The 26656-nt window shown below is 69.7% G+C and carries 26 protein-coding genes and 1 pseudogene; 21 read left to right on the top strand and 6 right to left on the bottom strand.

What is annotated here, in order from left to right:
* Positions 1 to 32 precede the first annotated feature (32 nt).
* Positions 33 to 737: an NUDIX hydrolase gene (locus AC5Y5V_RS20190; RefSeq protein WP_499938994.1), complete on the bottom strand. Its 705-nt coding sequence runs from the start codon at positions 735 to 737 to the stop codon at positions 33 to 35.
* 48 nt (positions 738 to 785) lie between these two features.
* Here AC5Y5V_RS20190 and nadA point away from each other — a divergent pair, with 48 nt between their 5' ends.
* From nadA to nadC, 3 genes are read left to right on the top strand one after another with little or no spacing between them, the layout of a single operon-like run.
* Positions 786 to 1835 (top strand): quinolinate synthase NadA, encoded by a 1050-nt coding sequence (nadA, locus tag AC5Y5V_RS20185; RefSeq protein ID WP_499938990.1) that lies wholly within the window; start codon positions 786 to 788, stop codon positions 1833 to 1835.
* Positions 1835 to 3400 carry an L-aspartate oxidase gene (locus AC5Y5V_RS20180; RefSeq protein ID WP_499939186.1) on the top strand — a complete coding sequence of 522 codons (1566 nt, stop codon included), beginning with the start codon at positions 1835 to 1837 and terminating at the stop codon, positions 3398 to 3400. Before nadA ends, AC5Y5V_RS20180 begins: the two co-directional genes overlap by 1 nt.
* A complete protein-coding gene (nadC, locus tag AC5Y5V_RS20175; protein WP_499938987.1) occupies positions 3400 to 4257 on the top strand; it encodes a carboxylating nicotinate-nucleotide diphosphorylase in 858 nt (285 codons plus the stop codon). The genes AC5Y5V_RS20180 and nadC overlap by 1 nt, the downstream gene beginning before the upstream one ends.
* A gap of 118 nt (positions 4258 to 4375) precedes the next feature.
* On the opposite strand, the gene AC5Y5V_RS20170 is transcribed toward nadC, so the two are convergent.
* Positions 4376 to 4957 (bottom strand): TetR/AcrR family transcriptional regulator, encoded by a 582-nt coding sequence (locus tag AC5Y5V_RS20170; RefSeq protein ID WP_499938985.1) that lies wholly within the window; start codon positions 4955 to 4957, stop codon positions 4376 to 4378.
* Between the two features lie 40 nt (positions 4958 to 4997).
* Here AC5Y5V_RS20170 and AC5Y5V_RS20165 point away from each other — a divergent pair, with 40 nt between their 5' ends.
* Positions 4998 to 6026 carry an alcohol dehydrogenase catalytic domain-containing protein gene (locus AC5Y5V_RS20165; RefSeq protein WP_499938981.1) on the top strand — a complete coding sequence of 343 codons (1029 nt, stop codon included), beginning with the start codon at positions 4998 to 5000 and terminating at the stop codon, positions 6024 to 6026.
* 8 nt (positions 6027 to 6034) lie between these two features.
* On the opposite strand, the gene AC5Y5V_RS20160 is transcribed toward AC5Y5V_RS20165, so the two are convergent.
* Together AC5Y5V_RS20160 and AC5Y5V_RS20155 are read right to left on the bottom strand one after the other, a co-directional pair.
* A complete protein-coding gene (locus AC5Y5V_RS20160) occupies positions 6035 to 7387 on the bottom strand; it encodes a DUF7373 family lipoprotein (RefSeq protein WP_499938978.1) in 1353 nt (450 codons plus the stop codon).
* Between the two features lie 287 nt (positions 7388 to 7674).
* The gene (locus tag AC5Y5V_RS20155) at positions 7675 to 8088 is read right to left on the bottom strand and encodes a nitroreductase family deazaflavin-dependent oxidoreductase (protein WP_499938975.1); all 414 of its coding nucleotides are present in this window, start codon (positions 8086 to 8088) and stop codon (positions 7675 to 7677) included.
* A gap of 89 nt (positions 8089 to 8177) precedes the next feature.
* Between AC5Y5V_RS20155 and hisD the strand changes: the two genes are divergently transcribed.
* The 10 genes and pseudogenes from hisD (at position 8178) to AC5Y5V_RS20105 (ending at position 16658) form a co-directional block, all read left to right on the top strand.
* Complete coding sequence (gene hisD / locus AC5Y5V_RS20150; protein WP_499939184.1) at positions 8178 to 9494, top strand: histidinol dehydrogenase; 1317 nt, start codon at positions 8178 to 8180, stop codon at positions 9492 to 9494.
* Positions 9491 to 10603: pseudogene (locus AC5Y5V_RS20145) on the top strand (histidinol-phosphate transaminase); the annotation flags it as partial. The gene hisD and the pseudogene AC5Y5V_RS20145, both read left to right, overlap by 4 nt.
* 212 nt (positions 10604 to 10815) lie before the next feature.
* Positions 10816 to 11442 carry an imidazoleglycerol-phosphate dehydratase HisB gene (hisB, locus tag AC5Y5V_RS20140; protein WP_499939181.1) on the top strand — a complete coding sequence of 209 codons (627 nt, stop codon included), beginning with the start codon at positions 10816 to 10818 and terminating at the stop codon, positions 11440 to 11442.
* Positions 11439 to 12059, top strand: coding sequence for an imidazole glycerol phosphate synthase subunit HisH (hisH, locus tag AC5Y5V_RS20135; RefSeq protein WP_499938971.1), 621 nt, complete (start codon positions 11439 to 11441; stop codon positions 12057 to 12059). The genes hisB and hisH overlap by 4 nt, the downstream gene beginning before the upstream one ends.
* 4 nt (positions 12060 to 12063) lie before the next feature.
* Positions 12064 to 12798: a bifunctional 1-(5-phosphoribosyl)-5-((5-phosphoribosylamino)methylideneamino)imidazole-4-carboxamide isomerase/phosphoribosylanthranilate isomerase PriA gene (priA, locus tag AC5Y5V_RS20130; RefSeq protein WP_499938969.1), complete on the top strand. Its 735-nt coding sequence runs from the start codon at positions 12064 to 12066 to the stop codon at positions 12796 to 12798.
* A gap of 6 nt (positions 12799 to 12804) precedes the next feature.
* Complete coding sequence (locus AC5Y5V_RS20125) at positions 12805 to 13605, top strand: inositol monophosphatase family protein (RefSeq protein WP_499938968.1); 801 nt, start codon at positions 12805 to 12807, stop codon at positions 13603 to 13605.
* On the top strand, positions 13605 to 14390 hold the full coding sequence (gene hisF / locus AC5Y5V_RS20120) for an imidazole glycerol phosphate synthase subunit HisF (RefSeq protein ID WP_499938963.1): 786 nt from the start codon (positions 13605 to 13607) through the stop codon (positions 14388 to 14390). Before AC5Y5V_RS20125 ends, hisF begins: the two co-directional genes overlap by 1 nt.
* The gene (gene hisI, locus AC5Y5V_RS20115) at positions 14387 to 14743 is read left to right on the top strand and encodes a phosphoribosyl-AMP cyclohydrolase (RefSeq protein ID WP_499938959.1); all 357 of its coding nucleotides are present in this window, start codon (positions 14387 to 14389) and stop codon (positions 14741 to 14743) included. Before hisF ends, hisI begins: the two co-directional genes overlap by 4 nt.
* A 236-nt stretch (positions 14744 to 14979) precedes the next feature.
* Positions 14980 to 15291, top strand: a complete 312-nt coding sequence (locus AC5Y5V_RS20110; RefSeq protein ID WP_499938955.1) for a hypothetical protein — start codon at positions 14980 to 14982, stop codon at positions 15289 to 15291.
* 221 nt (positions 15292 to 15512) lie between these two features.
* The gene (locus AC5Y5V_RS20105; protein WP_499938949.1) at positions 15513 to 16658 is read left to right on the top strand and encodes a PPE family protein; all 1146 of its coding nucleotides are present in this window, start codon (positions 15513 to 15515) and stop codon (positions 16656 to 16658) included.
* A gap of 9 nt (positions 16659 to 16667) precedes the next feature.
* Here AC5Y5V_RS20105 and AC5Y5V_RS20100 read toward each other — a convergent pair whose 3' ends face one another.
* Positions 16668 to 18173 (bottom strand): serine/threonine-protein kinase, encoded by a 1506-nt coding sequence (locus AC5Y5V_RS20100; RefSeq protein ID WP_499938946.1) that lies wholly within the window; start codon positions 18171 to 18173, stop codon positions 16668 to 16670.
* 111 nt (positions 18174 to 18284) lie between these two features.
* Here AC5Y5V_RS20100 and AC5Y5V_RS20095 point away from each other — a divergent pair, with 111 nt between their 5' ends.
* Positions 18285 to 19376: a calcium:cation antiporter gene (locus tag AC5Y5V_RS20095; RefSeq protein ID WP_499938944.1), complete on the top strand. Its 1092-nt coding sequence runs from the start codon at positions 18285 to 18287 to the stop codon at positions 19374 to 19376.
* A gap of 21 nt (positions 19377 to 19397) precedes the next feature.
* On the opposite strand, the gene AC5Y5V_RS20090 is transcribed toward AC5Y5V_RS20095, so the two are convergent.
* On the bottom strand, positions 19398 to 19853 hold the full coding sequence (locus tag AC5Y5V_RS20090) for a peroxiredoxin (RefSeq protein WP_499938942.1): 456 nt from the start codon (positions 19851 to 19853) through the stop codon (positions 19398 to 19400).
* Positions 19854 to 19915: 62 nt separating this feature from the next.
* Here AC5Y5V_RS20090 and AC5Y5V_RS20085 point away from each other — a divergent pair, with 62 nt between their 5' ends.
* The 6 genes from AC5Y5V_RS20085 to AC5Y5V_RS20060 form a co-directional block, all read left to right on the top strand.
* Positions 19916 to 21460 (top strand): anthranilate synthase component I, encoded by a 1545-nt coding sequence (locus tag AC5Y5V_RS20085; RefSeq protein ID WP_499938940.1) that lies wholly within the window; start codon positions 19916 to 19918, stop codon positions 21458 to 21460.
* Entirely contained in the window at positions 21453 to 22115 is a 663-nt protein-coding gene (locus AC5Y5V_RS20080) for a TIGR02234 family membrane protein (protein ID WP_499938937.1), read from the top strand. The genes AC5Y5V_RS20085 and AC5Y5V_RS20080 overlap by 8 nt, the downstream gene beginning before the upstream one ends.
* A gap of 98 nt (positions 22116 to 22213) precedes the next feature.
* A complete protein-coding gene (gene trpC, locus AC5Y5V_RS20075) occupies positions 22214 to 23032 on the top strand; it encodes an indole-3-glycerol phosphate synthase TrpC (RefSeq protein WP_499938934.1) in 819 nt (272 codons plus the stop codon).
* A gap of 33 nt (positions 23033 to 23065) precedes the next feature.
* Entirely contained in the window at positions 23066 to 24337 is a 1272-nt protein-coding gene (gene trpB / locus AC5Y5V_RS20070) for a tryptophan synthase subunit beta (protein WP_499938931.1), read from the top strand.
* Positions 24334 to 25134 carry a tryptophan synthase subunit alpha gene (trpA, locus tag AC5Y5V_RS20065; protein ID WP_499938927.1) on the top strand — a complete coding sequence of 267 codons (801 nt, stop codon included), beginning with the start codon at positions 24334 to 24336 and terminating at the stop codon, positions 25132 to 25134. Before trpB ends, trpA begins: the two co-directional genes overlap by 4 nt.
* The coding region (locus AC5Y5V_RS20060) for a prolipoprotein diacylglyceryl transferase (RefSeq protein ID WP_499938924.1) at positions 25131 to 26656 on the top strand (1526 nt) is incomplete at its 3' end. The genes trpA and AC5Y5V_RS20060, both read left to right, overlap by 4 nt.

Raw genomic sequence — 26656 nt, 5'->3', positions numbered from 1 at the left:
GCGTCGGCCCGGTTAACCCAGAAACGCGGTTATCAGCCGGGCGGCCTCAGGGCGGCGAATTCGTCGGTGACCCGCAGTTGAGAGTCGGTGAATCGGTAGAGCGCCGCGGGACGGCCGCCGCTGCGGCCGGACTGGGCGATGGTCCCGGTCTGGGTGATCACCCCGCGGCGGGCCAACACCCGCTGCAGGTTGGTCGCGTCGACCTGATAGCCGAGCGCCGCGCCATAGATGTCGCGCAGCGCGGAGAGCGCGAATTCTCTGGGCGCCAGGGCGAATCCGATGTTGGTGTAGGACATCTTGGCGACCAGCCGGGTGCGGGCGTGCGCCACCATCGTCCCGTGGTCGAACGCCATCGGCGGCAGCGCGCTGACGGGATGCCAGCGGGTGTCGGGCGGTAGTTCGGGGGTTGCGGGGGAGGGCACCAGCCCTAAGAACGTCGACGCGATCATCCGCGTGCCCGGCACCCGGGATGGGTCGGAGAACACGGCGAGCTGTTCGAGGTGGGCGAGCTCTCGCAGGTCAACCTTCTCGGCGAGTTGGCGGCGGACCGAAGTGGTCATGTCCTCGTCGTTGCGCAGCCGCCCGCCGGGCAGCGACCAGGCGCCCCGCTGCGGATCGCGGGCGCGCTGCCATAACAGCACGTTCAACTGCGGTTTCTCCCCCGGAGGGGCTGCCGTAACCGGGCGAACCTGGAACACGACCGCAAGCACTTCGTGCGAGGTGCTACCATTGGGCATGTTTTCGATTGTAAGTCGAAAACCTCCTGGTGCGAAAGGAGCGGGCCAATGACGGTCCTGAACGGCACGGACACGCTCGCGGACGTACTTGCGGCCGGCATTACAAACTCGCCGACCGGCTACGCCGGGGTCGACGGTGACGAGCAATGGGCCGCCGAGATCCGACGCCTGGCGCGGGCCCGCAATGCGACGGTGCTCGCCCACAACTACCAGCTGCCCGCGATCCAGGACGTCGCCGACCACGTCGGGGACTCGCTGGCCCTGTCGCGGATCGCCGCCGAGGCGCCCGAGGACACCATCGTGTTCTGCGGGGTGCACTTCATGGCCGAGACCGCCAAAATCCTCAGCCCCGACAAGACCGTGCTCATCCCGGACCAGCGCGCAGGCTGCTCGCTGGCCGACTCGATCACCCCCGACGAGCTGCGCGCGTGGAAGGACGAGCACCCCGACGCGGTCGTCGTCTCCTACGTCAACACCACGGCGGCGGTCAAAGCCTTGACGGACATCTGCTGCACGTCGTCCAACGCCGTCGACGTCGTCGCGTCCATCGACCCCGACCGCGAGGTGCTGTTCTGCCCCGACCAGTTCCTCGGCGCCCACGTCCGCCGGGTGACCGGCCGGACGAACATGCACGTGTGGGCCGGCGAATGCCACGTGCACGCCGGCATCAACGGCGACGAGCTCGCCGAGCAGGCCCGCGCCAACCCCGACGCAGAACTGTTCGTGCACCCCGAATGTGGCTGCGCCACTTCGGCTCTGTACCTGGCAGGCGAGGGCGCGTTCCCGTCGGACCGGGTCAAGATTCTGTCCACCGGCGGCATGCTCGACGCGGCGCATGCGACCCACGCCCGCAAGGTCCTGGTCGCCACCGAGGTCGGCATGCTGCACCAACTGCGCCGGGCCGCACCGCAAGTCGACTTCCGCGCTGTCAACGACCGCGCCTCGTGCCGGTACATGAAGATGATCACCCCGGCGGCCCTGCTGCGCTGCCTGGTCGACGGCGCGGATGAAGTCCACGTCGACCCGGCGATGGCCGCGGCCGGCCGGCGCAGCGTGCAGCGCATGATCGAAATCGGGCAGCCGGGGGGCGGCGAATGATGGGCGACCTCGCCTGGCGGGACCGCGCCGACGTCGTCGTCATCGGCACCGGGGTGGCCGGTCTCGCCGCCGCGCTGGCTGCCCACCGCGCCGGTCGCCGCGTCGTCGTCCTGAGCAAAGCGAACGGCGTGACGGCGACCCGCTACGCCCAGGGCGGCATCGCGGTTGTCCTGCCCGGCAATGACGACTCCGTCGACGCCCACGTGGCCGACACCCTGGCGGCAGGCGCGGGCATGTGCGATCCCGACGCGGTCTACTCGATAGTCGCCGACGGCTATCGGGCCGTCACCGAATTGGTCTGTGACGGAGCGCGATTCGACGAGTCAGTGCCCGGGCAGTGGGCGCTGACCCGAGAGGGTGGGCACTCGCGCCGGCGGATCGTGCACGCCGGCGGGGACGCCACCGGTGCCGAGGTCCAGCGCGCGCTCGACCACGCGGCCGGCCGGCTGGACATCCGCAGCGGCCACGTCGGCTTGCGAGTGCTGCACGACGACAACGCGGTCACCGGTGTGCAGGTGCTCAACGCCGACGGCGTCGGCATCATCAGCGCCCCGTCGGTGATCCTGGCCAGCGGCGGGCTCGGACACCTGTACCGCGCGACCACCAACCCCGACGGGTCCACCGGCGACGGCGTCGCGTTGGCGCTGTGGGCCGGCGTCGCGGTGAGCGATCTCGAGTTCATCCAGTTCCACCCGACGATGCTGTACGGAGGCGGAACGGGTGGCCGGCGGCCACTGGTCACCGAGGCCATCCGCGGCGAGGGTGCGATACTGATTGACCGCCAAGGCGATTCGATCATGGCCGGCGTCCACCCGATGGCTGACCTGGCGCCGCGCGACGTGGTCGCGGCGGCCATCGACGCGCGCCTGCGGGCCACCGGCGACCCCTGCGCCTACCTCGACGCGCGCGCCATCGACGGCTTCGAGGCACGGTTCCCGACCGTCACCGCCGCGTGCCGGGCGGCCGGCATCGACCCCGTCCGGCAGCCCATTCCGGTCGTTCCCGGCGCGCACTACAGCTGTGGCGGCGTGGTCACCGACGTCTACGGCCAGACCGGGCTGCCGGGGCTGTTCGCCGCGGGCGAGGTGGCCCGCACCGGGATGCACGGCGCCAACCGGTTGGCGTCCAACAGCCTGCTGGAAGGCTTGGTGGTCGGTGGCCGCGCCGGCACGGCGGCCGCGGCCCACGCTGCGGCGGCCGGCGGTTCGCACGCGACCCCGCCCGAGCCCGTCGACCGCACCGCGCTGGAACGGGCCGACCTGCAGCGGATGATGAGCAGGGACGCCTCGGTAGTGCGCAATGCCGTTGGTTTGCAACGGCTTTCCGGCAGACTGGCGGCGGCGCCGCAGCGCGACGTGGCCAGCCGGCGCGACTTCGAGGACGTGGCGTTGACGCTGGCCGCACGCGTGATCGCCGCGGCGGCCCTGGCCCGCAACGAAAGCCGCGGCTGCCACCACCGCGCCGAATACGACTGCGCCGCACCCGAACAGGCGCGCAGCATCGTCGTCCGACTGGCCGAGGACCGGAACGCGGTCAGCGCGGAGGCTCTGGCGGCGGTGGGCTGATGAAGCCGTCCGACTGCGAACTGTCGGCCGCTGCGGAAACGATTCGACGCGGACTCAAAGAGGACCTGCGCTACGGCCCCGACATCACGACCCTGGCGACGGTGCCCGTCGGGGCGGTGGTCACCGCGTCGATGGTGCCGCGGGATCCCGGGGTGATCGCCGGGGTGGACGTCGCGCTGCTGGTCCTCGACGAGGTGATCGGGACTGGCGGCTACGAGGTGCTCGGCCGGGTCGACGACGGCGCCCGGTTACAGCCGGGCGAGCCGCTGCTGACGGTCCAGGCCGACGCCCGCGGCCTGTTGACTGCCGAGCGGACCATGCTGAACCTGATCTGCCATCTGTCCGGGATCGCCACCGTGACGGCGGCCTGGGTCGACGCGGTGGATGGCACCAAGGCCAGGATCCGCGACACCCGCAAGACCCTGCCGGGGCTGCGGGCCCTGCAGAAATACGCGGTGCGGGTGGGCGGCGGCGTCAACCACCGGCTGGGTCTGGGCGACGCCGCGTTGATCAAGGACAACCATGTGGCCGCCGCGGGGTCGGTCGTCGACGCGTTGCGGGCGGTCCGGGCGGCCGCCCCCGACCTGCCGTGCGAGGTGGAAGTCGACTCGCTGGAGCAGCTCGACGAGGTGCTGGTCGAAAAGCCCGAGCTGATCCTGCTGGACAACTTTCCGGTATGGCAGACGCAGATCGCCGTGCAGCGCAGGGATTCTCGCGCGCCGGAGGTGCTCCTCGAGTCGTCGGGCGGGCTCAGCCTGGAAACCGCGGCGACCTATGCCGCGACCGGCGTTGACTACCTCGCGGTGGGCGCGCTCACGCACTCGGTGCGCGTGCTCGATATCGGCCTGGATATGTAGCGCCAGTAGCCCTTTCGCGTAGAGCCCTTTCGCCTCTCGCCCTCTCGCCGAGCGTGAAGCCACTGCTAAAAGAGCGGCCGGAAGTCGCAGTGGGTTCACTCTCGGCGAGGGGCGTGGGCTAGCGGCTGCGGCCCGTGGCGTCGAGCAGCGCGCGGGCCGCGACCTTGGCGGCTTCCAGCGCCGCGCTGTCACCGGCTGTTCGGGACAGGATCAGCGCCCCTTCGATCAACGAGATCACCGCCAGGGCAACGTTTTCCGCGTCGGCGGTGGCCCAGCCGTCGGCCCGCAGCCGTTCCTCAATTGCCGTGCACCAACCGCTGAAGACGCGCGCCGCGGCCGCGCGGACGTCCTGACTGGCGTGCACCGCCTCGGTGGCGATCGGTTCGATGGGACAGCCATCGCGCTGGTCACCGGCCAAGCCGGCGGCCAGCACGTCGATCCAGCGATCGATGATGTCGGCGACCGGGCGGCCGCTGGCCAGGAGCCTGCGCAGCAGTTGCTCTATGCCCGTGCCGGCGGTGTCGACGACCGCGGCGGCCAGCTGCTGCTTGCCCTGCGGGAAGTGGTGGTACAGCGAGCCGGGCTTGGCGCCGGCTGCTTCGAGGATCTGGCTCAGTCCGGTCGCCGCGTAGCCCTGGCGGCGGAACAAGGTGGCAGCCGTCTCGATGAGGGCGGCGCGGCTGCGATCGGGTCTCGGCATGGTCTTGACAATACTTGATTGATCACTCAAGAATGCTCACATGAGGCAGCTGACATTCGAGGAGCCCGGGCGGTACGACTGGCACGAGGTTGCGGATCCGCAGATCACCGGGCCTGGGCAGGCGCTGGTTCGGCCGCTGGCGGTGGCCTGCTGCGACCTGGACGTCGCGGTGTGCGAGGGTCGGCTGCCGATGCCGTCAGGGCACGCGGTGGGCCACGAGGGCCTGGCCGAGGTCGTCGCGGTGGGCGACGAGGTGAGCGGCGTCCGGGTGGGGGACCGCGTCGTGGTGCCGTTTCAGATCAGCTGCGGAACGTGTCGCGAATGCCGCCGCGGGCTCACGGGTTCGTGCAGCTCATTGCCCCTGATGGCGACCTACGGCATGGCTCCGATCTCCGGTCTGGACGGCGGCGGCTTCATGTCGGATCTGGTGCTCGTGCCGTACGCCGACGCGATGCTGATCCCGGTTCCCGACGGCGTGGACCCCGCGGCCGTGGCATCGCTATCCGACAACATTCCCGACGGCTGGCGCGCGGTCGCGCCGTTTGCCGGCGAGCTGGCCGAGCTGGACGAGGTCGACCGGCGCGTCCTGGTGGTCGGCCGGTTGTCGATCGGGTTGTACGCGACCGCCTTCGCGGCGGCCCTGGGAGCCCACGTCGACTACGTCGACACCGACACCCAGCGTTTGGCGGCCGCCGAGAAGCTCGGGGCGGTGGTTCACGACGTCAGCAAGCCCGACAAGCGCTGGAACCCGTACCCCGTCACCGTCCACACCGCCGGCGACCCGGCCCTGCTGGCCGCGACGTTGCGCGCGACCTGGCCCGACGGCGTGTGCACCGACACCGGGATCTTCTTCGAGCCGAGAACCGAGATGCCGCTGCTGTCCATGTACACCCGCGGCGTGCGGTTCGTGACCGGTCGGGTGAATGCGCGCGCGGTCATCCCGCAGGTGCTCGACGTCCTGGCTGGCGGCTTGGACCTGTCGCCCGCCGTCGACCGCGTCGTGGCTTGGGACGACGCTGTCTCCGGCTGGCCCGCGATGGTCGGCAAGACCGTCTTCACCAGGGCGTAGGCGCGCCGCTATTCGCCCGCCAGGATCCGGTACTGCGCCGAGATCTGTCGTTTGGCGTCTGGTTCGTCTGCGGCGAAGGCGGTGAACGCGTAACGGCCGGCCTGGGCGATGCATTTGAAGTGCCACCACACGTGCTGGTTCGCGACGATCAGCGCTTGCGTCATCTGCCGCCAGTTCGTGCGGGTGAAACATCTGGCGGCGGGAAAGCCGGGCACGCCGGCCCCGGTGCGCTCGACGTCGGGCGACGCCGCGGTGTCGGAGGTGAATTGGTCGACAAGACGGGCCGCGCCGGTGGCGTCGCGGGCCTGGTACACAGTGGTCAGCCGCTGTGACACCCAATCCACACCCGTGCTGTTGAGCAGTGCCGCCGTCTTGATCGGGTCGTCGTCGGTGAAGTGCAGCCAGGCGTCCGGCGGCCAGACGCCGGCGATCCACGGCAGTCGGGTCGGGGCCGGTTCCCACAGGGTGCGTGCCCACAGGTAGCCGGACGGATCCAGGGGCAGGTCCGGAAGTTTCGCGGGATCGGTGGGGACGAACCGGTCGATGGCGCCTACCTGGGAGCTCAGTGTCTGCAGGACAGTTCCGCACGCTTCGACGCGTCGGCCGATTACCAATTGGTACAGCACGTATGGACCGTGGGCAGTGAAGGCGCGCAGGACCACCCGGTCGCCGAAGTCGGCCGACGCGGCGAAGTCGGGGTGCACCGACGTCGAGGCGTAGTCCGCACAGGCTGCGGGTTGCCACGGTGAACCCAGCGGGATCGAGGTACTGCTCGGTTCAGGCGTCACCGACACCGCTTCGATATTGCCGACGGGGATGACCGCAGCCATCTCGGCGGCCGCGGCCGCCGCGGAGTTCGGGTCCGGGAACCGCAGCACCGCATTATGCAGCCGCGACGTACTACCCCCACCGGTCCGCCCAGTGATCATCCCTGCGATGAATCCGTGGGCCCCGGCGGAGTTGGTGATCGGTTGCGGCCAATCCGGTCCTCCCCCAAACGGATAACTCAAACCCGCCGCCACGTTGAATGGTTCTGACATCTTGGCGCTGGCCAGAAAATCCTGGTTGATCAGCGCGGTGTCGACCTGCCATGGGCCGATCACGGAGGAGGCCATCCGCTCGATTTCCGCGCGGGCCTGGTCCGCCCGGTCCGTTCCCGCATAGCCCGGTAGCGGTCCCACCGTCGTCGGGTAGGTGCCCGTGTCCATCAGCGCCACGGCCGCGCGGTCGCGGTCTGCGGAGGCCTGTCTCGCCGTACCATCCACCGTCACCGTGCAACCGCTGAGGATGACGGCCAGGGCTGCCGCGGTCCCGCCGAACAGCGTTCCCGCCGTCGCCGGTCTGCCCCTGCACCATCTCATTGCGTCGTCCTCAACGTGTGTCTGTCGCCGGGCGCCGAGCCTATCGGCTCTTCCTGGGGGCTCTGCTCAGCCCGCGGACGTTCTGCGCTCGAGCTCTTGGACGCTGACTCTGCGTCCAGTGCGCAAGAGTGCGAGAAGGCACCACACTCAGCGCAGACTCAACTCACGCTGGCCTGCCGTGCCCCGGCTCACCGCGTTGACCCTGCGTCCGGTGCGCCAGAGTGCGAGAAGCGACCGCGGTAATGCGGGCTGGCCCGACGGCGCCGTCAGAGCCCGAACGCGCGCCGTCAGGCGATATCGGCGAGAAAGACCGCCATCCGTCGCAGCTGCAGGCGCACGAGCCACGGCAGGTCGGAGCCGTCCGAAGACCCGGCGGGCAGGATCCGGGGATTGGTGATGTGCACGTCGCGGCGGGTGTAGTGCACGTCGGCCTCGCCCGCGGCCTGCACGTTCTTGACCCAGTCGGTCTTGCCATGCCCCAGCGCGATGGCGAGCACATTGCCCTTACGGTAGGTGGTCACGATGGTCTTGTACGGCTTGCCGGACTTGCGGCCACGGTGCTCGATGGTGGCGGTTCCGGGCAGGTAGCGCGCGATCGGCTTGAGCGCCGGGTTGATGTATTTGACCTGGATGTTCTCGAACCAGGGCGGATACACCATCGGGATGCCCGGGGCGTTGTTCGGGTGATCCTTCGCGGACATGGCGGCTCCCTTCGCGTTATCGGGCACTGTACCGGCCGAATATCCAGTTGAGCTGCTCTGGGACAATGGCGAACGTGACCGCGACACCCTTGATGGCCCGCATCGACCTGCGGGGCGCGCAGTTGACGGCGGCCCGGCTGCGGGCCGCCCTGCCGCGCGGTGGCGACGACGTGGAGAGCGTGCTGCCGAAGGTCCGGCCCATCGTGCAGGCCGTCGCTGAGCGGGGGGCCGAGGCGGCGCTGGAGTTCGGGGCGCAGTTCGACGGCGTGCGGCCGCAGGCCGTCCGGGTGCCCGATGCGGCGCTGGTCGCCGCGCTGGCCGGACTGGACGCCGATATCGTCGACGCGCTGCAGGTGATGATCGAGCGGACCCGCGCCGTGCACGCCGACCAGCGCCGCACCGACGTGACGACCACGCTGGCGCCCGGCGCGACCGTTACCGAGCGCTGGGTCCCCGTCGAGCGGGTGGGCCTCTATGTCCCGGGCGGCAACGCGGTGTACCCGTCCAGCGTGGTGATGAACGTCGTGCCGGCCCAGGCCGCCGGGGTGGCGTCGCTGGTGGTCGCCAGCCCGCCGCAGGCCCAGTTTGACGGCCTGCCACACCCCACCATCCTGGCCGCGGCCCGGCTCCTGGGCGTCGACGAGGTGTGGGCTGTCGGCGGCGCGCAGGCCGTCGCACTGTTGGCGTACGGCGGGACCGACACCGACGGAGCGGAACTGCGTCCGGTCGACATGGTCACCGGGCCCGGCAACATCTACGTCACCGCGGCCAAGCGGCTGTGCCGGTCGCAGGTCGGCATCGACGCCGAAGCGGGGCCCACCGAGATCGCCATCCTGGCCGACCACACCGCGGATCCTGCGCATGTGGCCGCCGACCTGATCAGTCAGGCCGAGCACGACGAGATGGCCTCCAGCGTGCTGGTGACCGCCGATCAGGACCTGGCCGACGCCACCGACAAGGAGCTGGCCGCCCAGTTGCAGACCACGGTGCACCGTGAACGGGTCGCCGCCGCGCTGAGCGGACGCCAGTCGGCGATCATCCTGGTGGACGACCTGGACGCCGGCATCACCGTCGTCAACGCGTACGCCGCGGAGCATCTGGAGATCCAGACCGCCGACGCGCCGCAGGTCGCCGGCCGGATCCGTGCGGCCGGCGCCATTTTCGTCGGCCCGTACGCGCCGGTCAGCCTCGGCGACTACTGCGCGGGGTCCAACCACGTGTTGCCGACCGTCGGCAGCGCCCGGCACTCCAGTGGGCTGTCGGTGCAGACCTTCCTGCGTGGCATCCACGTCGTCGACTACACCGAGGCGGCCCTCAAAGACGTCTCCGGACACGTGATCACGCTGGCCAAGGCCGAGGACCTGCCGTCGCACGGCGAGGCGGTCCGGCGGAGGTTCGAACGATGAGCGCCGGCGGGCCCACGCTCAACGACCTGCCCCTGCGCGACGACCTGCGCGGCAAGTCACCGTACGGCGCACCGCAATTGGCGGTGCCGGTGCGGCTGAACACCAACGAGAATCCGCACCCGCCCACACAAGCGCTCGTCGACGACGTCGTTGCCTCGGTGCGGGAGGCGGCGGTGGACCTGCACCGCTACCCGGATCGCGACGCGGTGGCGTTGCGGGCCGACCTGGCCGCCTACCTGACCGCGCAGACCGGCACGCCGCTCGGCGCCGAAAACCTCTGGGCGGCCAACGGTTCCAACGAAATCCTGCAGCAGCTGCTGCAGGCGTTCGGCGGACCGGGACGCACCGCGATAGGTTTCGTCCCGTCGTACTCGATGCACCCGATCATCTCCGACGGCACCCGCACCGAGTGGATCGAGACTCCGCGCGCCGACGACTTCAGCCTCGACATCGAGCGCGCCGTCGCCGCGGTGGTTGACCGCCGGCCCGACGTGGTGTTCATCGCCAGCCCGAACAATCCTTCGGGGCAGAGTATTTCGCTGCCGGACCTGCGCAGGCTGCTGGATGTGGTGCCCGGCATCGTGATCGTCGACGAGGCCTATGGCGAGTTCTCCTCGCAGCCCAGCGCGGTGACGCTGATCGCCGAATACCCGGCCCGGCTCATCGTCACCCGCACCATGAGCAAGGCGTTCGCGTTCGCCGGCGGGCGGCTGGGCTACCTGATCGCCACGCCGGCTGTGATCGACGCGATGCTGCTGGTACGCCTGCCGTATCACCTGTCGTCGGTCACCCAGGCCGCCGCGAGGGCCGCGCTGCGCCACGCCGACGACACGCTGGGCAGCGTCGCCGTCCTGATCGCCGAACGCGAACGCGTGTCGGCTGCGTTGTCCGGCATGGGTTTTCGGGTCATCCCGAGCGACGCCAACTTCGTGCTGTTCGGCGAATTCGCCGATGCGCCCACCGCGTGGCAGCGCTACCTGGATGACGGCGTGCTGATCCGCGACGTCGGCATCCCCGGCTACCTGCGTGCCACCACCGGACTGGCCGCCGAGAACGACGCGTTCCTGCGGGCGAGCGCGCAGATCGCGGCTACCGAACTCAGCCCCATCGAAGCGATCGCGAGCGCGGCGAAGCCGGGCGAAGCGGGTCGCGACCATCCATCCGAAGCGATCGCGAGCGCGGCGAAGCCGGGCGACGCGGGTCGCGACCATCCATCCGAAGCGATCGCGAGCGCGGCGAAGCCGGGCGACGCGGGTCGCGACCATCCATCCGAAGCGATCGCGAGCGCGGCGAAGCCGGGCGAAGCGGGTCGCGACCATCCATTAGGAGCAGCGTGACCGAACCACGGCGTGCGCGCATCGAACGCCGCACCAAGGAATCCGACATCGTCATCGAACTCGACCTCGACGGCACCGGCCAGGTCGACATCGACACCGGCGTCCCGTTCTACGACCACATGCTGCACGCGCTCGGTAGCCACGCCAGCTTCGACCTGACGGTGCGGACCAAGGGCGACGTGGAGATCGAGGGGCACCACACCATCGAAGACACCGCGATCGCGTTGGGTCAGGCCCTCGGGCAGGCGCTCGGCGACAAGAAGGGCATTCGCCGTTTCGGGGACGCCTTCATCCCGATGGACGAGACGCTGGCACACGCGGCCGTGGACGTGTCCGGGCGGCCCTACTGTGTGCACACGGGCGAACCGGATCATTTGCAGCACAACACGATCGCAGGCAGTTCGGTGCCCTATCACACCGTCATCAACCGGCATGTCTTCGAATCGCTGGCCATGAACGCGCGGATCGCGCTGCACGTCCGCGTGCTGTACGGCCGCGACCCGCACCACATCACCGAGGCGCAGTACAAGGCCGTCGCCCGCGCGCTGCGTCAGGCGGTCGAGTCCGACCCCCGCGTGTCGGGCGTGCCGTCCACCAAAGGTGTTCTGTGAGCGCGAAATCGGTCGTGGTGTTGGACTACGGCTCGGGCAATCTGCGGTCGGCGCAGCGTGCGCTGCAGCGAGTCGGTGCGTCGGTCGAGGTCACGGCCGACGCGGCGGCGGCAGCAGCGGCCGACGGGTTGGTGGTGCCGGGGGTGGGCGCTTTCGAAGCGTGCATGACCGGGCTGCGCAAGATCGCGGGGGAGCGGATCATCGCCGACCGGGTGGCCGCCGGGCGCCCGGTGCTGGGGGTCTGCGTGGGCATGCAGATCATGTTCGCCCACGGCGTCGAATTCGGTGTGGACACAACGGGTTGCGGCCAGTGGCCGGGCGCGGTCACCCGGCTGGATGCCCCGGTGATCCCGCACATGGGTTGGAACGTGGTCAACGCGGCGGCCGGCAGCACGCTGTTCAAGGGGCTAGGCGCTGACGCCCGGTTCTACTTCGTGCATTCCTACGCCGCGCAGCGCTGGGAAGGCTCGCCCGATGCGCGGCTCACCTGGGCCACCCATCAGGTGCCGTTTCTGGCGGCGGTCGAGGACGGGCCGTTGGCGGCCACGCAGTTTCATCCCGAGAAGAGTGGGGACGCCGGGGCCGCCGTGCTGAGCAACTGGGTCGAGGGATTGTAGGGAAATGGCACTGATACTTTTGCCCGCCGTCGATGTGGTCGAGGGCCGCGCCGTGCGCCTGGTCCAGGGCAAGGCCGGCAGCGAAACCGAGTACGGCTCGGCGCTGGACGCCGCCCTGACCTGGCAGCGCGACGGCGCCGAGTGGATCCACCTGGTGGACCTGGACGCCGCGTTCGGCCGCGGCTCCAACCGCGAACTGCTGGCCGAGGTGGTGGGCAAGCTCGACGTGAAAGTCGAACTGTCCGGCGGTATCCGCGACGACGACTCCCTGAGCGCCGCGCTGGCGACCGGTTGCGCGCGGGTCAACCTGGGCACGGCGGCGCTGGAGAACCCGCGGTGGTGCGCGCAGGCGATCGCGGCGCACGGTGACAAGGTGGCCGTCGGCCTGGACGTCCAGATCGAGCGGGGCGAGCACCGGCTGCGCGGGCGCGGCTGGGAAACCGACGGCGGCGACCTATGGGAGGTGCTGGAACGCCTTGACGGCGAAGGCTGTTCGCGGTTCGTCGTCACCGACGTCACCAAGGACGGCACCCTCGGCGGCCCCAATCTGGAACTGCTGGCGGGCGTCGCACAGCGCACCGCCGCGCCGGTGATTGCCTCCGGCGGTGTGTCGAGCCTCGACGACTTGCGCGCGATCGCCACCTTGACCGACCGCGGTGTCGAGGGCGCCATCGTGGGCAAGGCTCTCTACGCCGGCCGGTTCACCCTGCCGCAGGCGCTGGACGCGGTGCGGGAGTAGCCCGCAATGGATTTGAACGCTTTGGTCGAGCAGGCCTCGGTGATCCTGGATGCGGCGGTGCCGCGGTTCGTGGGCGGCCACCGCGCCGACTCGGCGGTGCGCAAGAAGGGCAACGACTTCGCCACCGAGGTGGACCTCGCGATCGAGCGACAGGTGGTCGATGCGCTGACCGAGACGACCGGGATCGGCGTGCACGGCGAGGAGTTCGGCGGCTCGGCGGTCGATTCGGAATGGGTGTGGGTGCTAGACCCGGTCGACGGCACCTTCAACTACGCCGCCGGATCGACGATGGCCGCGATCCTGTTGGGCCTGCTGCACAACGGCGAACCCGTGGCAGGCCTGACCTGGCTGCCGTTCACGGGCGAGCGCTACACCGCGGTCACGGGTGGGCCGCTGATGAAAAACGGCGTGCCGCAGCCGAGTCTGGTACGAACAGACCTGTCCAACGCGCTCGTCGGCGTCGGCAGCTTCAGTGCCGACTCCCGCGGCCGCTTCCCGGGCAACTACCGGGTGGCGCTGCTGGAGAACCTCAGCCGGCTGTCGTCGCGGTTGCGCATGCACGGCTCCACGGGCATCGACCTGGTCTACGTCGCCGACGGAATCCTGGGTGGGGCGATCAGTTTCGGCAGCCACGTCTGGGACCACGCGGCCGGTGTGGCATTGGTGCGGGCCGCGGGCGGGGTGGTCACCGACCTGGCCGGCAAACCCTGGAGCCCCGAATCCCGCTCGGCGCTGGCCGCGGCGCCCGGCGCGCACGACGAGATCCTCGAAATCGTGCGCAGCACCGGCGAACCGGAGGACTACTGATGTATGCGGGTGACGGACTGGCCGTGCGGGTGATTCCCTGCCTGGACGTCGACGACGGCCGGGTGGTCAAGGGTGTCAACTTCGAAAACCTGCGCGACGCCGGTGATCCCGTGGAACTGGCCGCCGTGTATGACGCCGAGGGCGCCGACGAGCTGACCTTCCTGGACGTCACCGCGTCCTCGTCGGGCCGGGCGACCATGTTGGAGGTGGTGCGTCGCACCGCCGAGCAGGTATTCATTCCGCTGACCGTCGGCGGTGGGGTGCGCGCGGTGTCCGACGTCGACGTGCTGCTGCGCGCCGGGGCCGACAAGGTCTCGGTCAACACCGCCGCCATCGCCCGCCCGGACCTGTTGGCGGAGATGGCGAACCAGTTCGGCTCGCAATGCATCGTGTTGTCCGTCGACGCCCGTAAGGTGCCGGAGGGTTCCGCGCCGACGCGATCGGGCTGGGAGGTCACCACGCACGGCGGTCGGCGCGGCACCGGCATCGACGCGGTCGAATGGGCCGCCCGCGGCGCCGAACTCGGAGTCGGCGAGATCCTGCTGAACTCGATGGACGCCGACGGCACCAAGGCCGGCTTCGACCTGGCGATGTTGCGGGCCGTGCGGGAAGCGGTCTCGGTTCCGGTGATCGCCAGCGGCGGCGCCGGGGCGGTGGACCACTTCGCCCCCGCGGTCTCCGCCGGCGCCGATGCGGTCCTGGCCGCCAGCGTCTTTCACTTCGGCGAACTGACTATCGGGCAGGTGAAGGCGGCCATGGCCGCGGAGGGGATCACCGTGCGATGACGCTGGACGCCACGCTGGACCCCGATATCGCCGCCCGGCTGAAGCGCAACGCCGACGGGCTGTTCACCGCCGTCGTTCAGGAGCGCGGCAGCGGCGACGTGCTGATGGTCGCGTGGATGGACGACGCGGCGCTGGCCCGCACGCTGGCAACCCGCGAGGCCACCTACTTTTCGCGATCCCGCGGCGAGCAGTGGATCAAGGGCGCGACGTCCGGGCACACCCAGCACGTCCACTCGGTGCGGCTGGACTGCGACGGCGACACCGTGCTGCTGACCGTCGACCAGGTGGGCGGCGCGTGCCACACGGGCGACCACAGCTGCTTCGACGCGGACGTGCTGCTGGAAGACGACTAGCCGTCGCCGACTGTGGGGCTTATGTACGAATGCCATTCACTTTCCGTACATATGCCCCACACTCGGCGCGGCGAAGTGGTGGCCGCCACACCGAATTAACACGCAATTCTTTTAGCCCGTGATACATTGGCAGCACTGTGAGCCCCGCCGACCGACATAGGCCGATACGGCCGAGGTCTATTCTTGCCCTTCTGACAGCCCTTTGTGTGCTTACCGGCATCCTTGGATTCGGGCTCATGCGGGTCGAAGACACCGGGTCTGACACCGCTCCCGCCACGCTGGTGGCCCAGAGCGTCGACGACGTCGTACGAACGGGTCGCGTTGCCGAAGCCGCGCCCGCGGCCGCCCAGCAGCCCTCGAGCATTGCAACGGTGTTCCGGACCATCCCCCCGCATGTGCGCGTAATCCTTTTGCAACGCTGGCCGTTTGGGTTGCGCACCGCAGTCTCACCCTGGTCCTACCGCGTCGGCGCCGCCGCCGCCTGGGCGCCCCTCGCGCACGTCGGAAACCGTGATCTGCTGACCAAGTTGTGCGTCACCCGCGATTAATCGGTTAGCGCCACGCCGTTCTCTCGTTGTTTACGACGCAGGCCGGCGATGTGCGGAAACCGTCGCTTGAAAACCCGTTGTGAGGCACGCGCGTAATTGCGCCGTGCCGCGTTTAAGCCGGGTTAAAGCGACGCCGGGTGCCATTTCCATTCACAAATTCGGTCATTAGGAGTATTCATGTCTGCGTCGTTCGAAGTTCGTCGAAAATCAAGGTGCCGGTAATGATGGATTTTGGCGCCTTACCGCCCGAAGTCAATTCCACCCGCATCTACGCCGGCCCCGGATCGCTGCCGATGATGGCCGCGTCGGCCGCATGGGATGCCCTGGCCGCCGAACTGATCGCCACGGCGTCCGGCTATCAGTCGGTGACCATGCAGCTGGCCAGCGGGCCGTGGCTGGGTGCGGCGTCGGCGTCGATGCTGAGCGCGGCCGGCCTGTACGAGGCCTGGCTGCACGCCACCGCCACCCAGGCCGAGCAGACCGCGACGCAGGCGCGCGTCGCCGCGGGTGCGTACGAGTCGGCGCGTGCGGCGTCGGTGCCCCCGCCGCTGGTGTTCGCCAACCGCGCGCAGCTGATGATGCTGGTCGCGACCAACATCCTGGGGCAGAACACGCCGGCGATCGCGGCCACCGAGGCGCTCTACGGCGAGATGTGGGCCCAGGACGCCACCGCGATGTACGCATACGCCGCGGCTTCGGCGGCCGCCGCGGAGGTCACCCCGTTCGCGCCGCCGCCGGCCACCACCAACGAGGCCGGTTGGGCGGGCCAGGCGGCCGCGCTGGCCCGGGCCGCCGGCAGCTCGGCCGGTATCCGCGCCCAGGACATCGTGGCGAACGGCCAGCGGGTGATGTCGGCGCTGCCCCGCGCGTTGCAGGGCCTGTCGTCCCCGCGCGGCGCGTCGCGCCTGTCCGACCTGGAGTCGCTGACGGGCAATGCCAACGACATGGCGTCCACGGCGAGCGGTGCCCTCTCTGATGCGCTGGGCTTCTTGACCGGCGGCTCGGTCGACGCGGCGCCGGACGCGGGCGTCGAGGCGTTCGCGGTGTCCGCGCTGCCGTCGGCCGCCCCCACGGTCACGGCGCTGCCCGTAGCGGCGGCGACACCGTCGGGCGTCACGGCGGGCATGGGCCGCTCGGCGTCACTCGGTGCGTTGTCGGTGCCGCCGACCTGGGCGTCGTCGGCGACACCGAGCACGCCCGCAGGAGTGGCGCTGGCCGGTACCGACGCTGCCGGCGCGCCGCTCGGTGCGCCGACGGGCACGCCACTCATGCCGGTCCCGGGCGTGGCCGGTCGCGGTGCGGGCGCGGCGGATTCGTCCCGACTCACGCTGCGTCCCACTGTGATTCCGCGACCGCTGGTGGGCTGAGGCCGTGGATCAGCCGAGCGCGCGACTCAGCTCGTCCGCCGCGACGGTCGCCGCGTCGGTCCACTGGCGCGTTCTCACGAGCGGTTCGACGTCATTGCTGCGGATTCGCTCAACAGCGAGGGCCTTCCTGCGTTCCGCCGCGCCCTGTAAGCGCAGCCCGCAGGTCATGTCGTCGGTCGCGATGGCCAGGACGGCATGGTTGCCGCCAGGATGGTTCACGCGCAAGTAATCTTCGGCCCACACCTCCGGTCGCGTGCCGCCGAAGTTCCTCACATAAACGACCCACAGCTTGGTCCCACGCGCGATTTGCAGGCTGCCGAGGTGTTTGGCTATTTCTCTGCGCTGCGAGTCGCTCAAAACGTGTGAATCATCGGCGATTTGGGCTTCCAGCTTTATCGGCGTGGATGGGTTGGCGGTGCCACCGCTCGCCGTCGCCGCTGCTGTCGAGGTGCCCGTCTGTGCACCGTGGGCCTGCTCGTTGTCCCTTGAGCTCAGCGCCCGGACGCCGATAACCGCGGCCAGCGCGACCGCCGCCACAGCCGCCAGCGCGGCCAGCACCAGGACGGGTCCCAGGCGGCGCTGTTTCGAGGGCGCGGGTGCCGTCGGCGCCGCGATCGCTCGCGTCGGCCCTGTCGTCGGGACCGTCGTCGGGACGCCGCCCGGCGCGGCGACCGGATTGCCGGCCAGCGCCGACGTGAAGTCCGAGCACGTCGCATAGCGGGCGTCGGGGTCCTTGGCCATCCCTTTGGCGATGACGGCATCGAGCGCTGCCAGTTCGGGGTGACGTTCGCTGATCGGGGGCGGGGGAGCCGACAGGTGGTGGGTGATGACCACTGCCGGGTTGGAGTGCTGGAAGGGGGCGCGCCCGGACAGCAGGTGGAAGGCGGCGCAGGCCAGCGCGTACTGGTCGGCCCGTCCGTCGATGTCGGCGCCCCGCAGCTGCTCGGGCGCGCAGTACGCGGTAGTGCCCATCGTCATGTTGGTGGCGGTCAGGCCGCTGATCTCGCCCACCTCGCGGGCGATGCCGAAGTCCGCGAGCAGGATGCGTCGTCGCGGGGCGGCGTCACCGAGCAGGATGTTGGCCGGCTTGACGTCCCGGTGCAGCAGTCCGCGGGAGTGGGCGTGGTCGAGCGCCTCGGCGACGGCCGAAACGATCTCGACGACCTGCCCCCACGGCATCCCGGATGGGTACTGGTCGTTCAGCAACCGCGCGGCGTCGGTGCCCTCGACGTAGTCCATCGAAATCCACAGCTGCCCGTCGTATTCGCCACGGTCGTGGATACCGACGATGTGCTCGTGGTAAAGGGTTGCGGCCAGCTCGGCCTCGCGATTGAAGCGCTGGCGAAACTCAATATTGGCGCTGACCTCGCTGGGCAGGACTTTGATGGCGTCGCGGCGGGGCAGCCGCGGATGTTGAGCCAGGTAGACCTGTCCCATTCCGCCGGCTCCCAGCCGCCGGATGATGGTGTATCCGGCGAATACCTCGCCTTCGCTGAGGCCATCGCTTTGCGGCATGTGAGCATGCTACTGACGACCCGAGCGCGGCAACCTCGCAACCGACGAGAGCTGTTAGCGGCCATGTGCCGCCGCCTTCGGGGTTCGCGCCGTCGACCAGAATGGTTGGCGATGTTGAAACATGTGTCGTGGACCGTGGTGGTGCCCCTGCTCGCCCTCACCGTGCTGGCGGTGACCTGGGGTGAGCATCTGGGGCCCGCGGCGGCGATCGTCGCGGCCGTGCTGCTGGGCGGCGCGGTCCTGGCCGCGGTCAACCACGCCGAGGTGGTGGCGCACCGCGTCGGCGAGCCATTCGGGTCGCTGGTGCTCGCCGTCGCCGTGACCACCATCGAGGTGGCACTGATCGTCACGTTCATGGCCCAGGGCGGGAACGAGGCGGCGACGCTGGCCCGCGACACCGTCTTCGCCGCCGTGATGATCACGACGAACGGGATCGCCGGGTTGTCGCTGCTGCTCGGCTCCCGGCGCTACGGGGTGACGCTGTTCAACGAACACGGCAGCGGCGCCGCGCTGGCCACCGTCACGACGTTGGCGACGGTCAGCCTGGTGCTGCCGTCGTTCACCACGGGTCAGAGTGGCCCGGAGTTCTCGAAAGGCCAGCTCGCCTTCGCCGCGATCGCCTCGCTGGTGGTCTACCTGCTGTTCGTGTTCACCCAGACCGTGCGGCACCGCGATTTCTTTCTGCCGGTCACGCAGAAGGGCCAGAAGAGCTTCTTCGAGGACGAGAGCCACGCGGACCCGCCGAGCATCCCTCGGGCGCTGACGAGTCTGGCGCTGCTGCTGGTCTCGCTGGTGGCGGTGGTGGGATTGGCCGAACAGGAATCGCCGGCCATCTCGCATGCGGTGGCGGTGGCCGGGTTCCCGCAGTCCTTCGTGGGCGTGGTGATTGCCGCGCTGGTGCTGTTGCCCGAGACGCTGGCGGCGGCGCGCGCCGCTCGGCAGGGCCGCATCCAGCGCAGCCTCAACCTGGCCTACGGCTCGGCGATGGCCAGCATCGGGCTGACGATCCCGGTGATCGCGCTGGCGTCCACCTGGATCAAGGGACCGCTGTTGCTGGGCCTTGGCGCGATCCAGTTGGTGTTGCTGCTGGTCACCGTCGTGATCAGTGTGCTGACAGTGGTGCCCGGCCGGGCCACCCGGCTGCAGGGCGAATTGCATCTGGTGCTGCTGGCGGCCTACGTCTTCCTGGCGGCCAACCCCTAGGTGTGCCGAGCGGGGACTCGGTTACCTCGCGCGCAGCGTCTCCAGCGCCTTGTCGGCGTGGCTGTCCATGCTGATCTCGCTGGAGATCACGTCGAGCACGCGGCGATCCGTGTCGATGACGAATGTGGTCCGCTTGACCGGGAGCAGTTTGCCGAGCAGCCCGCGCTTGACGCCGAACTGCGCGGCCACCGCGCCGTCGCTGTCCGACAGCAGCGGGTAGTCGAAGTCCTGCGAGGCGGCGAACTTGGCCTGCTTCTGCACGGGATCGACGCTGATGCCGACCCTGCTGGCGCCGATCGCCGCGAATTCCGAAGCCAGGTCGCGGAAGTGGCAGGCTTCCTTGGTGCACCCCGGGGTCATCGCGGCCGGGTAGAAGAACAGCGCGATCGGCCCGTCGGAAAGCAGGGCGCTGAGCGTGCGTGGCGTTCCGGTCTGATCCGGAAGTTCGAAGTCGGCCACGATGTCACCAGTTTTCATGGCCGTCACGCTACGCCGGGCAGCCGGGCCGCCCCGCACCCCATATCTGCGAGGATGGTGCGGTGCACGCTCACCTCGCCGCCACCACCTCACGCGAGGACTTCCGCAACCTGGCGGCCGAACACCGCGTGGTTCCGGTGACTCGTAAGGTCTTGGCCGACAGCGAGACCCCGCTCTCCGCGTACCGCAAACTCGCCGCCAATCGTCCCGGCACATTTCTGCTGGAATCCGCCGAGAACGGCCGGTCCTGGTCGCGGTGGTCGTTTATCGGCGCGGGGGCGCCGTCGGCGCTGACGGTCCGCGACGGCCAAGCCGTGTGGCTGGGCACCGTCCCGCAGGACGCGCCCACCGGCGGCGATCCGCTGCAGGCGCTGGCGGCCACGCTCGAGCTGCTGTCCACCGCCGCGCCGACCCTTCCGCAGCTGCCACCGCTGTCGGGCGGCATGGTGGGCTTTTTCGCCTACGACCTGGTGCGCCGCCTGGAACGGCTGCCCGAACTGGCTGTCGACGACCTGCGACTGCCGGACATGCTGCTGCTCCTGGCCACCGACGTCGCCGCGGTCGACCACCACGAAGGCACCATCACCCTGATCGCCAATGCCGTGAACTGGAACGCCACCGACGAGCGGGTCGACTGGGCCTACGACGACGCCGTCGCGCGGCTGGACGTGATGACCGAGGCGCTCGGCCAGCCCCTGCCGTCGACCGTGGCCACCTTCAGCAAGCCCGAGCCGCGGCATCGGTCGCAGCGCACCGCGGAGGAATACACCAAGATCGTCGAGTACCTGGTGGAGCAGATCGCCGCCGGCGAGGCCTTCCAGGTCGTACCCTCTCAGCGCTTCGAGGTGGACACCGACGTCGATCCGATCGACGTGTACCGCATCCTGCGAGTCACCAACCCGAGTCCGTACATGTACCTGATGCAGGTGCCCAATGGTGATGGCGCAACGGACTTTTCGATCGTGGGCTCCAGCCCGGAGGCGCTGGTCACCGTCGCCGACGGCCGGGCCACGACCCATCCGATCGCCGGGACCCGCTGGCGCGGGCAGAGCGAGGAAGAAGACCAGCTGCTGGAAAAGGATCTGCTGCACGACGACAAGGAGCTGGCCGAGCACCTGATGCTGGTCGACCTCGGCCGCAACGACCTTGGCCGCGTCTGCACGCCCGGCACCGTGCGCGTGGAGGACTACAGCCACATCGAGCGCTACAGCCACGTGATGCACCTGGTGTCCACGGTGACCGGCATGCTGGCCGAGGGCCGCACCGCCCTGGACGCGGTGACCGCGTGCTTTCCGGCCGGCACCCTCTCGGGCGCGCCGAAGGTGCGTGCCATGGAGCTGATCGAAGAGGTGGAGAAGACGCGGCGTGGCCTGTACGGCGGCGTGGTCGGTTACCTCGACTTCGCGGGCAATGCCGATTTCGCGATCGCCATCCGCACCGCGCTCATGCGCGACGGCACCGCCTACGTGCAGGCCGGGGGCGGGGTGGTGGCCGACTCGAACGGGCCGTACGAATTCAACGAGGCGACGAACAAGGCCCGCGCGGTGCTCGCGGCGATCGCCGCCGCCGAGACGCTGAGCGCTCCGGAAGTGCGCGGCCGTGGGTGATACCCGGCCCGACCGTCCCCGCCGGTTGACCGGCCGGCTGAGGATCGGGATCGCGCAGCTGTCGCTGGTGGTCGCCGCCGGCCTGTTGTGGACGGCCTCGCGGGTGCCGTGGGTCGCTATCCGGTCCGCCGACGGGCTGGGCCAGCCCAAGGCGGTGACGCTGTCCGGCGCCGCATGGTCGACGGCGCTGATTCCGCTGGCGGTGTTGATGCTCGCGACCGCCGTCGCCGCGTTGGCGGTGCGCGGCTGGCCGATGCGGCTGCTGGCCGGGCTGCTCGCCGCGGCGAGTTTTGCGGTCGGCTATCTCGGCATCAGCCTGTGGGTGATCCCGGACGTCTCCGCGCGCGGCGCCGACCTCGCGCACATCCCGGTGGTGACGCTGGTGGGCAGCGAGCGGCACTACTTGGGAGCCGGCGCCGCGATCGCCGCGGCCGTGTGCACCGTGGTCGCCGCCGTCCTGTTGATCGGGTCAGCCGATCGCGCCGGTACCACGAAATATGCGGCGCCCGCGGCCCGTCGGGCCATTGCGCGCGGCGAGGACGACGGCGCGGACGCGTCCGACGGGGACATGTCCGAGCGGATGATCTGGGACGCGCTTGACGAGGGCCGCGACCCGACCGAACGACCCCGCGAGTCGGACACCGAGGGTCGGTGACGGGGCGTGCGCTGACTGCCGCTACCCTTCATGGACGTCGCGGAAATCGGCTGGGGGCCGCAGCGACGGCGCGATGACAGTGGAAGGAAACCGCAGGCATGAGTCCGGCAAGCGTCCTCGACTCCATTCTTGAGGGAGTCCGGGCCGATGTCGCCGCGCGTGAGGCGGCCGTGAGCCTGTCGGAAATCAAGGCTGTTGCCGCCGCCGCACCGCCGCCGCTCGACGTGATGGCCGCGCTGCGCGAACCAGGCATCGGCGTCATCGCCGAGGTGAAGCGGGCCAGCCCGTCGGCCGGCACGCTGGCTCCGATCGCCGACCCGGCAAAGCTGGCGCGGGCCTACGAGGACGGCGGCGCACGCATCATCAGCGTGCTGACCGAGGAGCGGCGCTTTCAGGGTTCGCTCGACGACCTCGACGCGGTGCGCGCCGCGGTGTCGATTCCGATCTTGCGCAAAGACTTTGTGGTGCAGCCCTATCAGATTCACGAGGCGCGGGCGCACGGCGCCGACATGTTGTTGCTCATCGTGGCGGCGTTGGACCAGTCCGCCCTGGTGTCGATGCTGGACCGCACCGAATCTCTCGGTATGACCGCGCTTGTCGAGGTGCACACCGAACAGGAAGCCGACCGGGCATTGAAGGCCGGAGCCAACGTGATTGGCGTCAACGCCCGCGATCTCACGACGCTGGACGTGGACCGCGACTGCTTCGCACGGATCGCGCCTGGCCTGCCCAGCAACGTGATCCGGATTGCCGAGTCGGGTGTGCGACACACGGGTGACCTATTGGCGTACGCGGGTGCGGGTGCCGACGCGGTGCTGGTCGGTGAGGGTCTGGTGAAAAGCGGTGACCCGCGTGCGGCGGTCGCGGATCTGGTCACCGCCGGTACCCACCCGTCCTGCCCGAAACCGGCCCGCTAGCCGCGTGAGCCGCGTGCGCCTCGAGCCTCGGTGATGTCAGACCTCTCCCGCCCGGATCTTCCGCGCACCAGCGCCGCAATCGTCGAACCTACTCGCCACGACCCGGATTCGGGCGGACACTTCGGTGTGTACGGGGGCCGCTACGTGGCGGAGGCGCTGATGGCGGTGATCGAGGAGGTCACCACCGCCTACGAGAAGGAACGCGTCGACCAGGACTTCCTGGACACCCTGGACAAGTTGCAGGCGAACTACGCCGGCCGGCCGTCGCCGCTGTACGAGGCCGCGCGGCTTAGCGAACACGCGGGTTCGGCGCGCATCTTCCTCAAGCGGGAAGACCTGAACCACACCGGTTCTCACAAGATCAACAATGTGCTCGGTCAGGCCCTGCTGGCGCGGCGGATGGGTAAACGCCGGGTGATCGCCGAAACGGGGGCCGGTCAGCACGGCGTCGCGACGGCCACCGCGTGCGCCCTGTTGGGCCTGGACTGCGTCATCTACATGGGCGCCGTCGACACCGCGCGGCAGGCGCTCAACGTGGCGCGGATGCGGTTGCTGGGTGCCGAGGTGGTTTCCGTCGAAACCGGCTCGCGGACGCTCAAAGACGCCATCAATGAGGCATTCCGCGATTGGGTTACCAACGCCGACAACACGTACTACTGCTTCGGCACGGCGGCCGGGCCGCATCCGTTCCCGACGATGGTGCGCGATTTCCAGCGCATTATCGGGATGGAGGCCCGGGCGCAGATTCAGGACCAGGCCGGCCGGCTGCCCGACGCGGTGACCGCCTGCGTCGGTGGAGGATCCAACGCCATCGGCATTTTTCACGCCTTTCTCGACGACCCCGACGTGCGGTTGGTCGGCTATGAGGCGGCGGGCGACGGAGTCGAGACCGGCAGGCACGCGGCGACATTCACCGGCGGGTCACCGGGTGCGTTCCAGGGGTCGTACTCCTACCTGCTACAGGACGAGGACGGCCAGACCATCGAATCCCATTCGATCTCAGCCGGTCTGGACTACCCGGGAGTGGGACCGGAACACGCCTGGCTGCGGGAAACCGGCCGCGCCGAATACCGGCCCATCACCGACGCCGAGGCGATGGACGCGTTCCGCCTGCTGTGCCGTGCCGAGGGGATCATCCCCGCCATCGAATCCGCACACGCGGTCGCCGGAGCACTGAAGCTGGGCACCGAATTGGGTTCCGGCGCGGTCATTGTGGTGAACCTGTCCGGTCGCGGCGACAAGGACGTCGAGACCGCCGCGAAGTGGTTCGGTCTGCTGGACAACCAATCGGATTCGAGCCGATGACCCTCGAAACAAGCAGGCTTGCGCCGGCTTTCGATGCCTGCCGCTCGGACGGCCGAGCGGCGCTCATCGGGTATCTGCCCACCGGCTTTCCCGACGTGCCGACGTCGCTGGAGGCGATGGCCGCTCTGGTCGAATCCGGTTGCGACATCGTCGAAGTCGGGGTGCCTTACTCCGACCCCGGGATGGACGGGCCCACAATCCAGCGGGCCACCGAGGCGGCGCTGAGCGGGGGAGTCCGGGTCCGGGACACGCTGTCCGCGGTCGAGGCCGTCGCTGATGCCGGTGGGCGGGCGGTGGTGATGACCTACTGGAATCCGGTGCTGCGCTACGGGGTTGACGCGTTCGCGCGCGATCTGGCGGCGGCGGGCGGGCACGGTCTGATCACCCCCGACCTCATTCCCGACGAGGCGCAAAACTGGATCGCGGCGTCCGACGAGCACCGGCTCGACCGGATTTTCCTGGTGGCGCCGTCGTCGACACCCGAACGGTTGGTGACCACCGTCGAGGCGTCGCGCGGATTCGTCTACGCGGCGTCGACCATGGGCGTGACCGGTGCCCGCGACGCGGTGTCGAACGCCGCACCCGAATTGGTGGGGAGGGTGAAGGCAGTGTCTGACATACCCGTTGGCGTCGGCCTCGGGGTGCGCTCGGGCGAGCAGGCCGCGCAGATCGGCGGCTACGCCGACGGCGTCATCGTCGGTTCCGCGTTGGTGTCGGCGTTGGCCGACGGCATGCCGAGACTGCGCGCGCTGACCGAGGAACTCGCGGCCGGGGTGCGGCAGAGGATGTCCGCATGACGACGACGTATCTGGCGTATATCCCCAGCCCGCCGCGCGGCGTGTGGCACCTTGGGCCGCTGCCCATTCGGGCATATGCCTTCTTCATCATCATCGGCATCATCGTCGCGCTGGCGATTGCCGACCGGCGCTGGGCGACCCGGGGCGGGCAGCGCGGGGTGATCTACGACGTCGCGCTATGGATGGTGCCGTTCGGGTTGATCGGGGGTCGCCTCTATCACCTCGCCACGGACTGGCGGACGTACTTCGCGCCCGGCGGCGCCGGATTCCTCGCGGCACTGCGCATCTGGGATGGCGGCCTGGGCATCTGGGGTGCGATCGCGCTGGGGGCCGTCGGCGCATGGATCGCCTGTCGGCGTCGGGGAATTCCGTTGCCGCCCATGCTCGATGCGCTCGCCCCGGGCGTCGTGCTGGCTCAGGCGATCGGGCGGCTCGGCAACTACTTCAACCAAGAGCTCTACGGCCGCGAAACCACGCTGCCGTGGGGATTGGAAATTTTCTATCGACGCGACCCCGCCGGGTTCGACGACGTGCATTCGCTCGACGGCGTCTCCACCGGGCAGTTGGCCTTTGTCGTGCAGCCGACGTTTCTGTACGAACTGATCTGGAACGTGTTGGTCTTCGTCGCACTGATCTACCTGGACCGACGGTTCACCCTCAGTCACGGCCGACTGTTCGCCGTGTATGTCGCCCTGTATTGCGCCGGCCGGTTCTGGGTTGAGCTGCTGCGCGATGATACGGCCACGCACATCGCTGGCATCCGGGTGAATTCCTTCACGTCGACGTTCGTGTTCATCGCGGCCGTGGTGTACCTGATTCTGGCGACAAAGGGCCGTGAGGATCCCGAAAGTTTGCGTGGCCCCGAGGTTGTCGACGAGGAGGAGCCGGCGCCTGAGCTGACGCCCGAGTTGGCGACGGTCGCGTCCGGCGCCACCGTGACTGCTGCCGCAGGCCCCGAGACCGACGCTGGTGAAGCCGATGTCGCCGGGGCTGAAACGGTCGAAGCCGCTGAGTCTGCGGAGGCTGACGTGGAGGCCGCGGAGGCCGACGTGGAGGCCGCTGACGCCGCGGAGGCCGAGGTCGCCGAGCCTGAAGTCGTGGTGGAGCCGGAAGTCGCCGAGCCGGAAGCCGTCGAGGCCTCGGCGGCCGAAGTCACGGAGCCGGAAGCCGTCGAGGTCTCGGAGGCCGAAGTCGCGGAGCCGGAAGCCGTCGAGGTCTCGGAGGCCGAAGTCGCGGAGCCGGAAGCCGCGGAGCCCGAGCCCGAGGTCGCCGAGCCTGAGGTTGCGGCTGCCGCGGTCGCAGCGCCCGAGGCAGGCGGCTGGCTGCGCAGACTGAGGTCACGCCGGCAGAAGGCGCCGAAGCCTGAGGTCGTGGAGGCAGCGGCCGCGGAACCAGCGGTCGCGGCGCCTGAAGCCGTCGAGCCTGAGACTGTGGAGCCCGAAGCTGTCGAGCTCGAGGTTGCGGAGCCGGAAGCCGTTGAGGACGAAGCCGCCGAACCTGAGGTTGCCGAGCCTGAGGCCGA

Source organism: Mycobacterium sp. NGS68, from assembly GCF_059812195.1.
The sequence above is the reverse complement of the archived record's forward strand: the minus strand, read 5'-3'. Positions and strand labels throughout refer to the sequence as shown.

What these genes read in the sequence shown, in the direction of transcription:
- AC5Y5V_RS20190 (WP_499938994.1), bottom strand. Translation starts at nt 737, where the DNA reads ATGCCCAATGGTAGCACCTCGCACGAAGTGCTTGCGGTCGTGTTCCAG.
- trpA (WP_499938927.1), top strand. Translation starts at nt 24,334, where the DNA reads ATGACCCTCGAAACAAGCAGGCTTGCGCCGGCTTTCGATGCCTGCCGC.
- AC5Y5V_RS20095 (WP_499938944.1), top strand. Translation starts at nt 18,285, where the DNA reads ATGTTGAAACATGTGTCGTGGACCGTGGTGGTGCCCCTGCTCGCCCTC.
- hisF (WP_499938963.1), top strand. Translation starts at nt 13,605, where the DNA reads ATGTATGCGGGTGACGGACTGGCCGTGCGGGTGATTCCCTGCCTGGAC.
- AC5Y5V_RS20155 (WP_499938975.1), bottom strand. Translation starts at nt 8,088, where the DNA reads ATGTCCGCGAAGGATCACCCGAACAACGCCCCGGGCATCCCGATGGTG.
- hisI (WP_499938959.1), top strand. Translation starts at nt 14,387, where the DNA reads ATGACGCTGGACGCCACGCTGGACCCCGATATCGCCGCCCGGCTGAAG.
- AC5Y5V_RS20105 (WP_499938949.1), top strand. Translation starts at nt 15,513, where the DNA reads ATGATGGATTTTGGCGCCTTACCGCCCGAAGTCAATTCCACCCGCATC.
- AC5Y5V_RS20090 (WP_499938942.1), bottom strand. Translation starts at nt 19,853, where the DNA reads ATGAAAACTGGTGACATCGTGGCCGACTTCGAACTTCCGGATCAGACC.
- priA (WP_499938969.1), top strand. Translation starts at nt 12,064, where the DNA reads ATGGCACTGATACTTTTGCCCGCCGTCGATGTGGTCGAGGGCCGCGCC.
- AC5Y5V_RS20110 (WP_499938955.1), top strand. Translation starts at nt 14,980, where the DNA reads ATGCGGGTCGAAGACACCGGGTCTGACACCGCTCCCGCCACGCTGGTG.
- trpC (WP_499938934.1), top strand. Translation starts at nt 22,214, where the DNA reads ATGAGTCCGGCAAGCGTCCTCGACTCCATTCTTGAGGGAGTCCGGGCC.
- trpB (WP_499938931.1), top strand. Translation starts at nt 23,066, where the DNA reads ATGTCAGACCTCTCCCGCCCGGATCTTCCGCGCACCAGCGCCGCAATC.
- nadA (WP_499938990.1), top strand. Translation starts at nt 786, where the DNA reads ATGACGGTCCTGAACGGCACGGACACGCTCGCGGACGTACTTGCGGCC.
- AC5Y5V_RS20100 (WP_499938946.1), bottom strand. Translation starts at nt 18,173, where the DNA reads ATGCCGCAAAGCGATGGCCTCAGCGAAGGCGAGGTATTCGCCGGATAC.
- AC5Y5V_RS20165 (WP_499938981.1), top strand. Translation starts at nt 4,998, where the DNA reads ATGAGGCAGCTGACATTCGAGGAGCCCGGGCGGTACGACTGGCACGAG.
- nadC (WP_499938987.1), top strand. Translation starts at nt 3,400, where the DNA reads ATGAAGCCGTCCGACTGCGAACTGTCGGCCGCTGCGGAAACGATTCGA.
- AC5Y5V_RS20170 (WP_499938985.1), bottom strand. Translation starts at nt 4,957, where the DNA reads ATGCCGAGACCCGATCGCAGCCGCGCCGCCCTCATCGAGACGGCTGCC.
- AC5Y5V_RS20160 (WP_499938978.1), bottom strand. Translation starts at nt 7,387, where the DNA reads ATGAGATGGTGCAGGGGCAGACCGGCGACGGCGGGAACGCTGTTCGGC.
- AC5Y5V_RS20125 (WP_499938968.1), top strand. Translation starts at nt 12,805, where the DNA reads ATGGATTTGAACGCTTTGGTCGAGCAGGCCTCGGTGATCCTGGATGCG.
- AC5Y5V_RS20180 (WP_499939186.1), top strand. Translation starts at nt 1,835, where the DNA reads ATGGGCGACCTCGCCTGGCGGGACCGCGCCGACGTCGTCGTCATCGGC.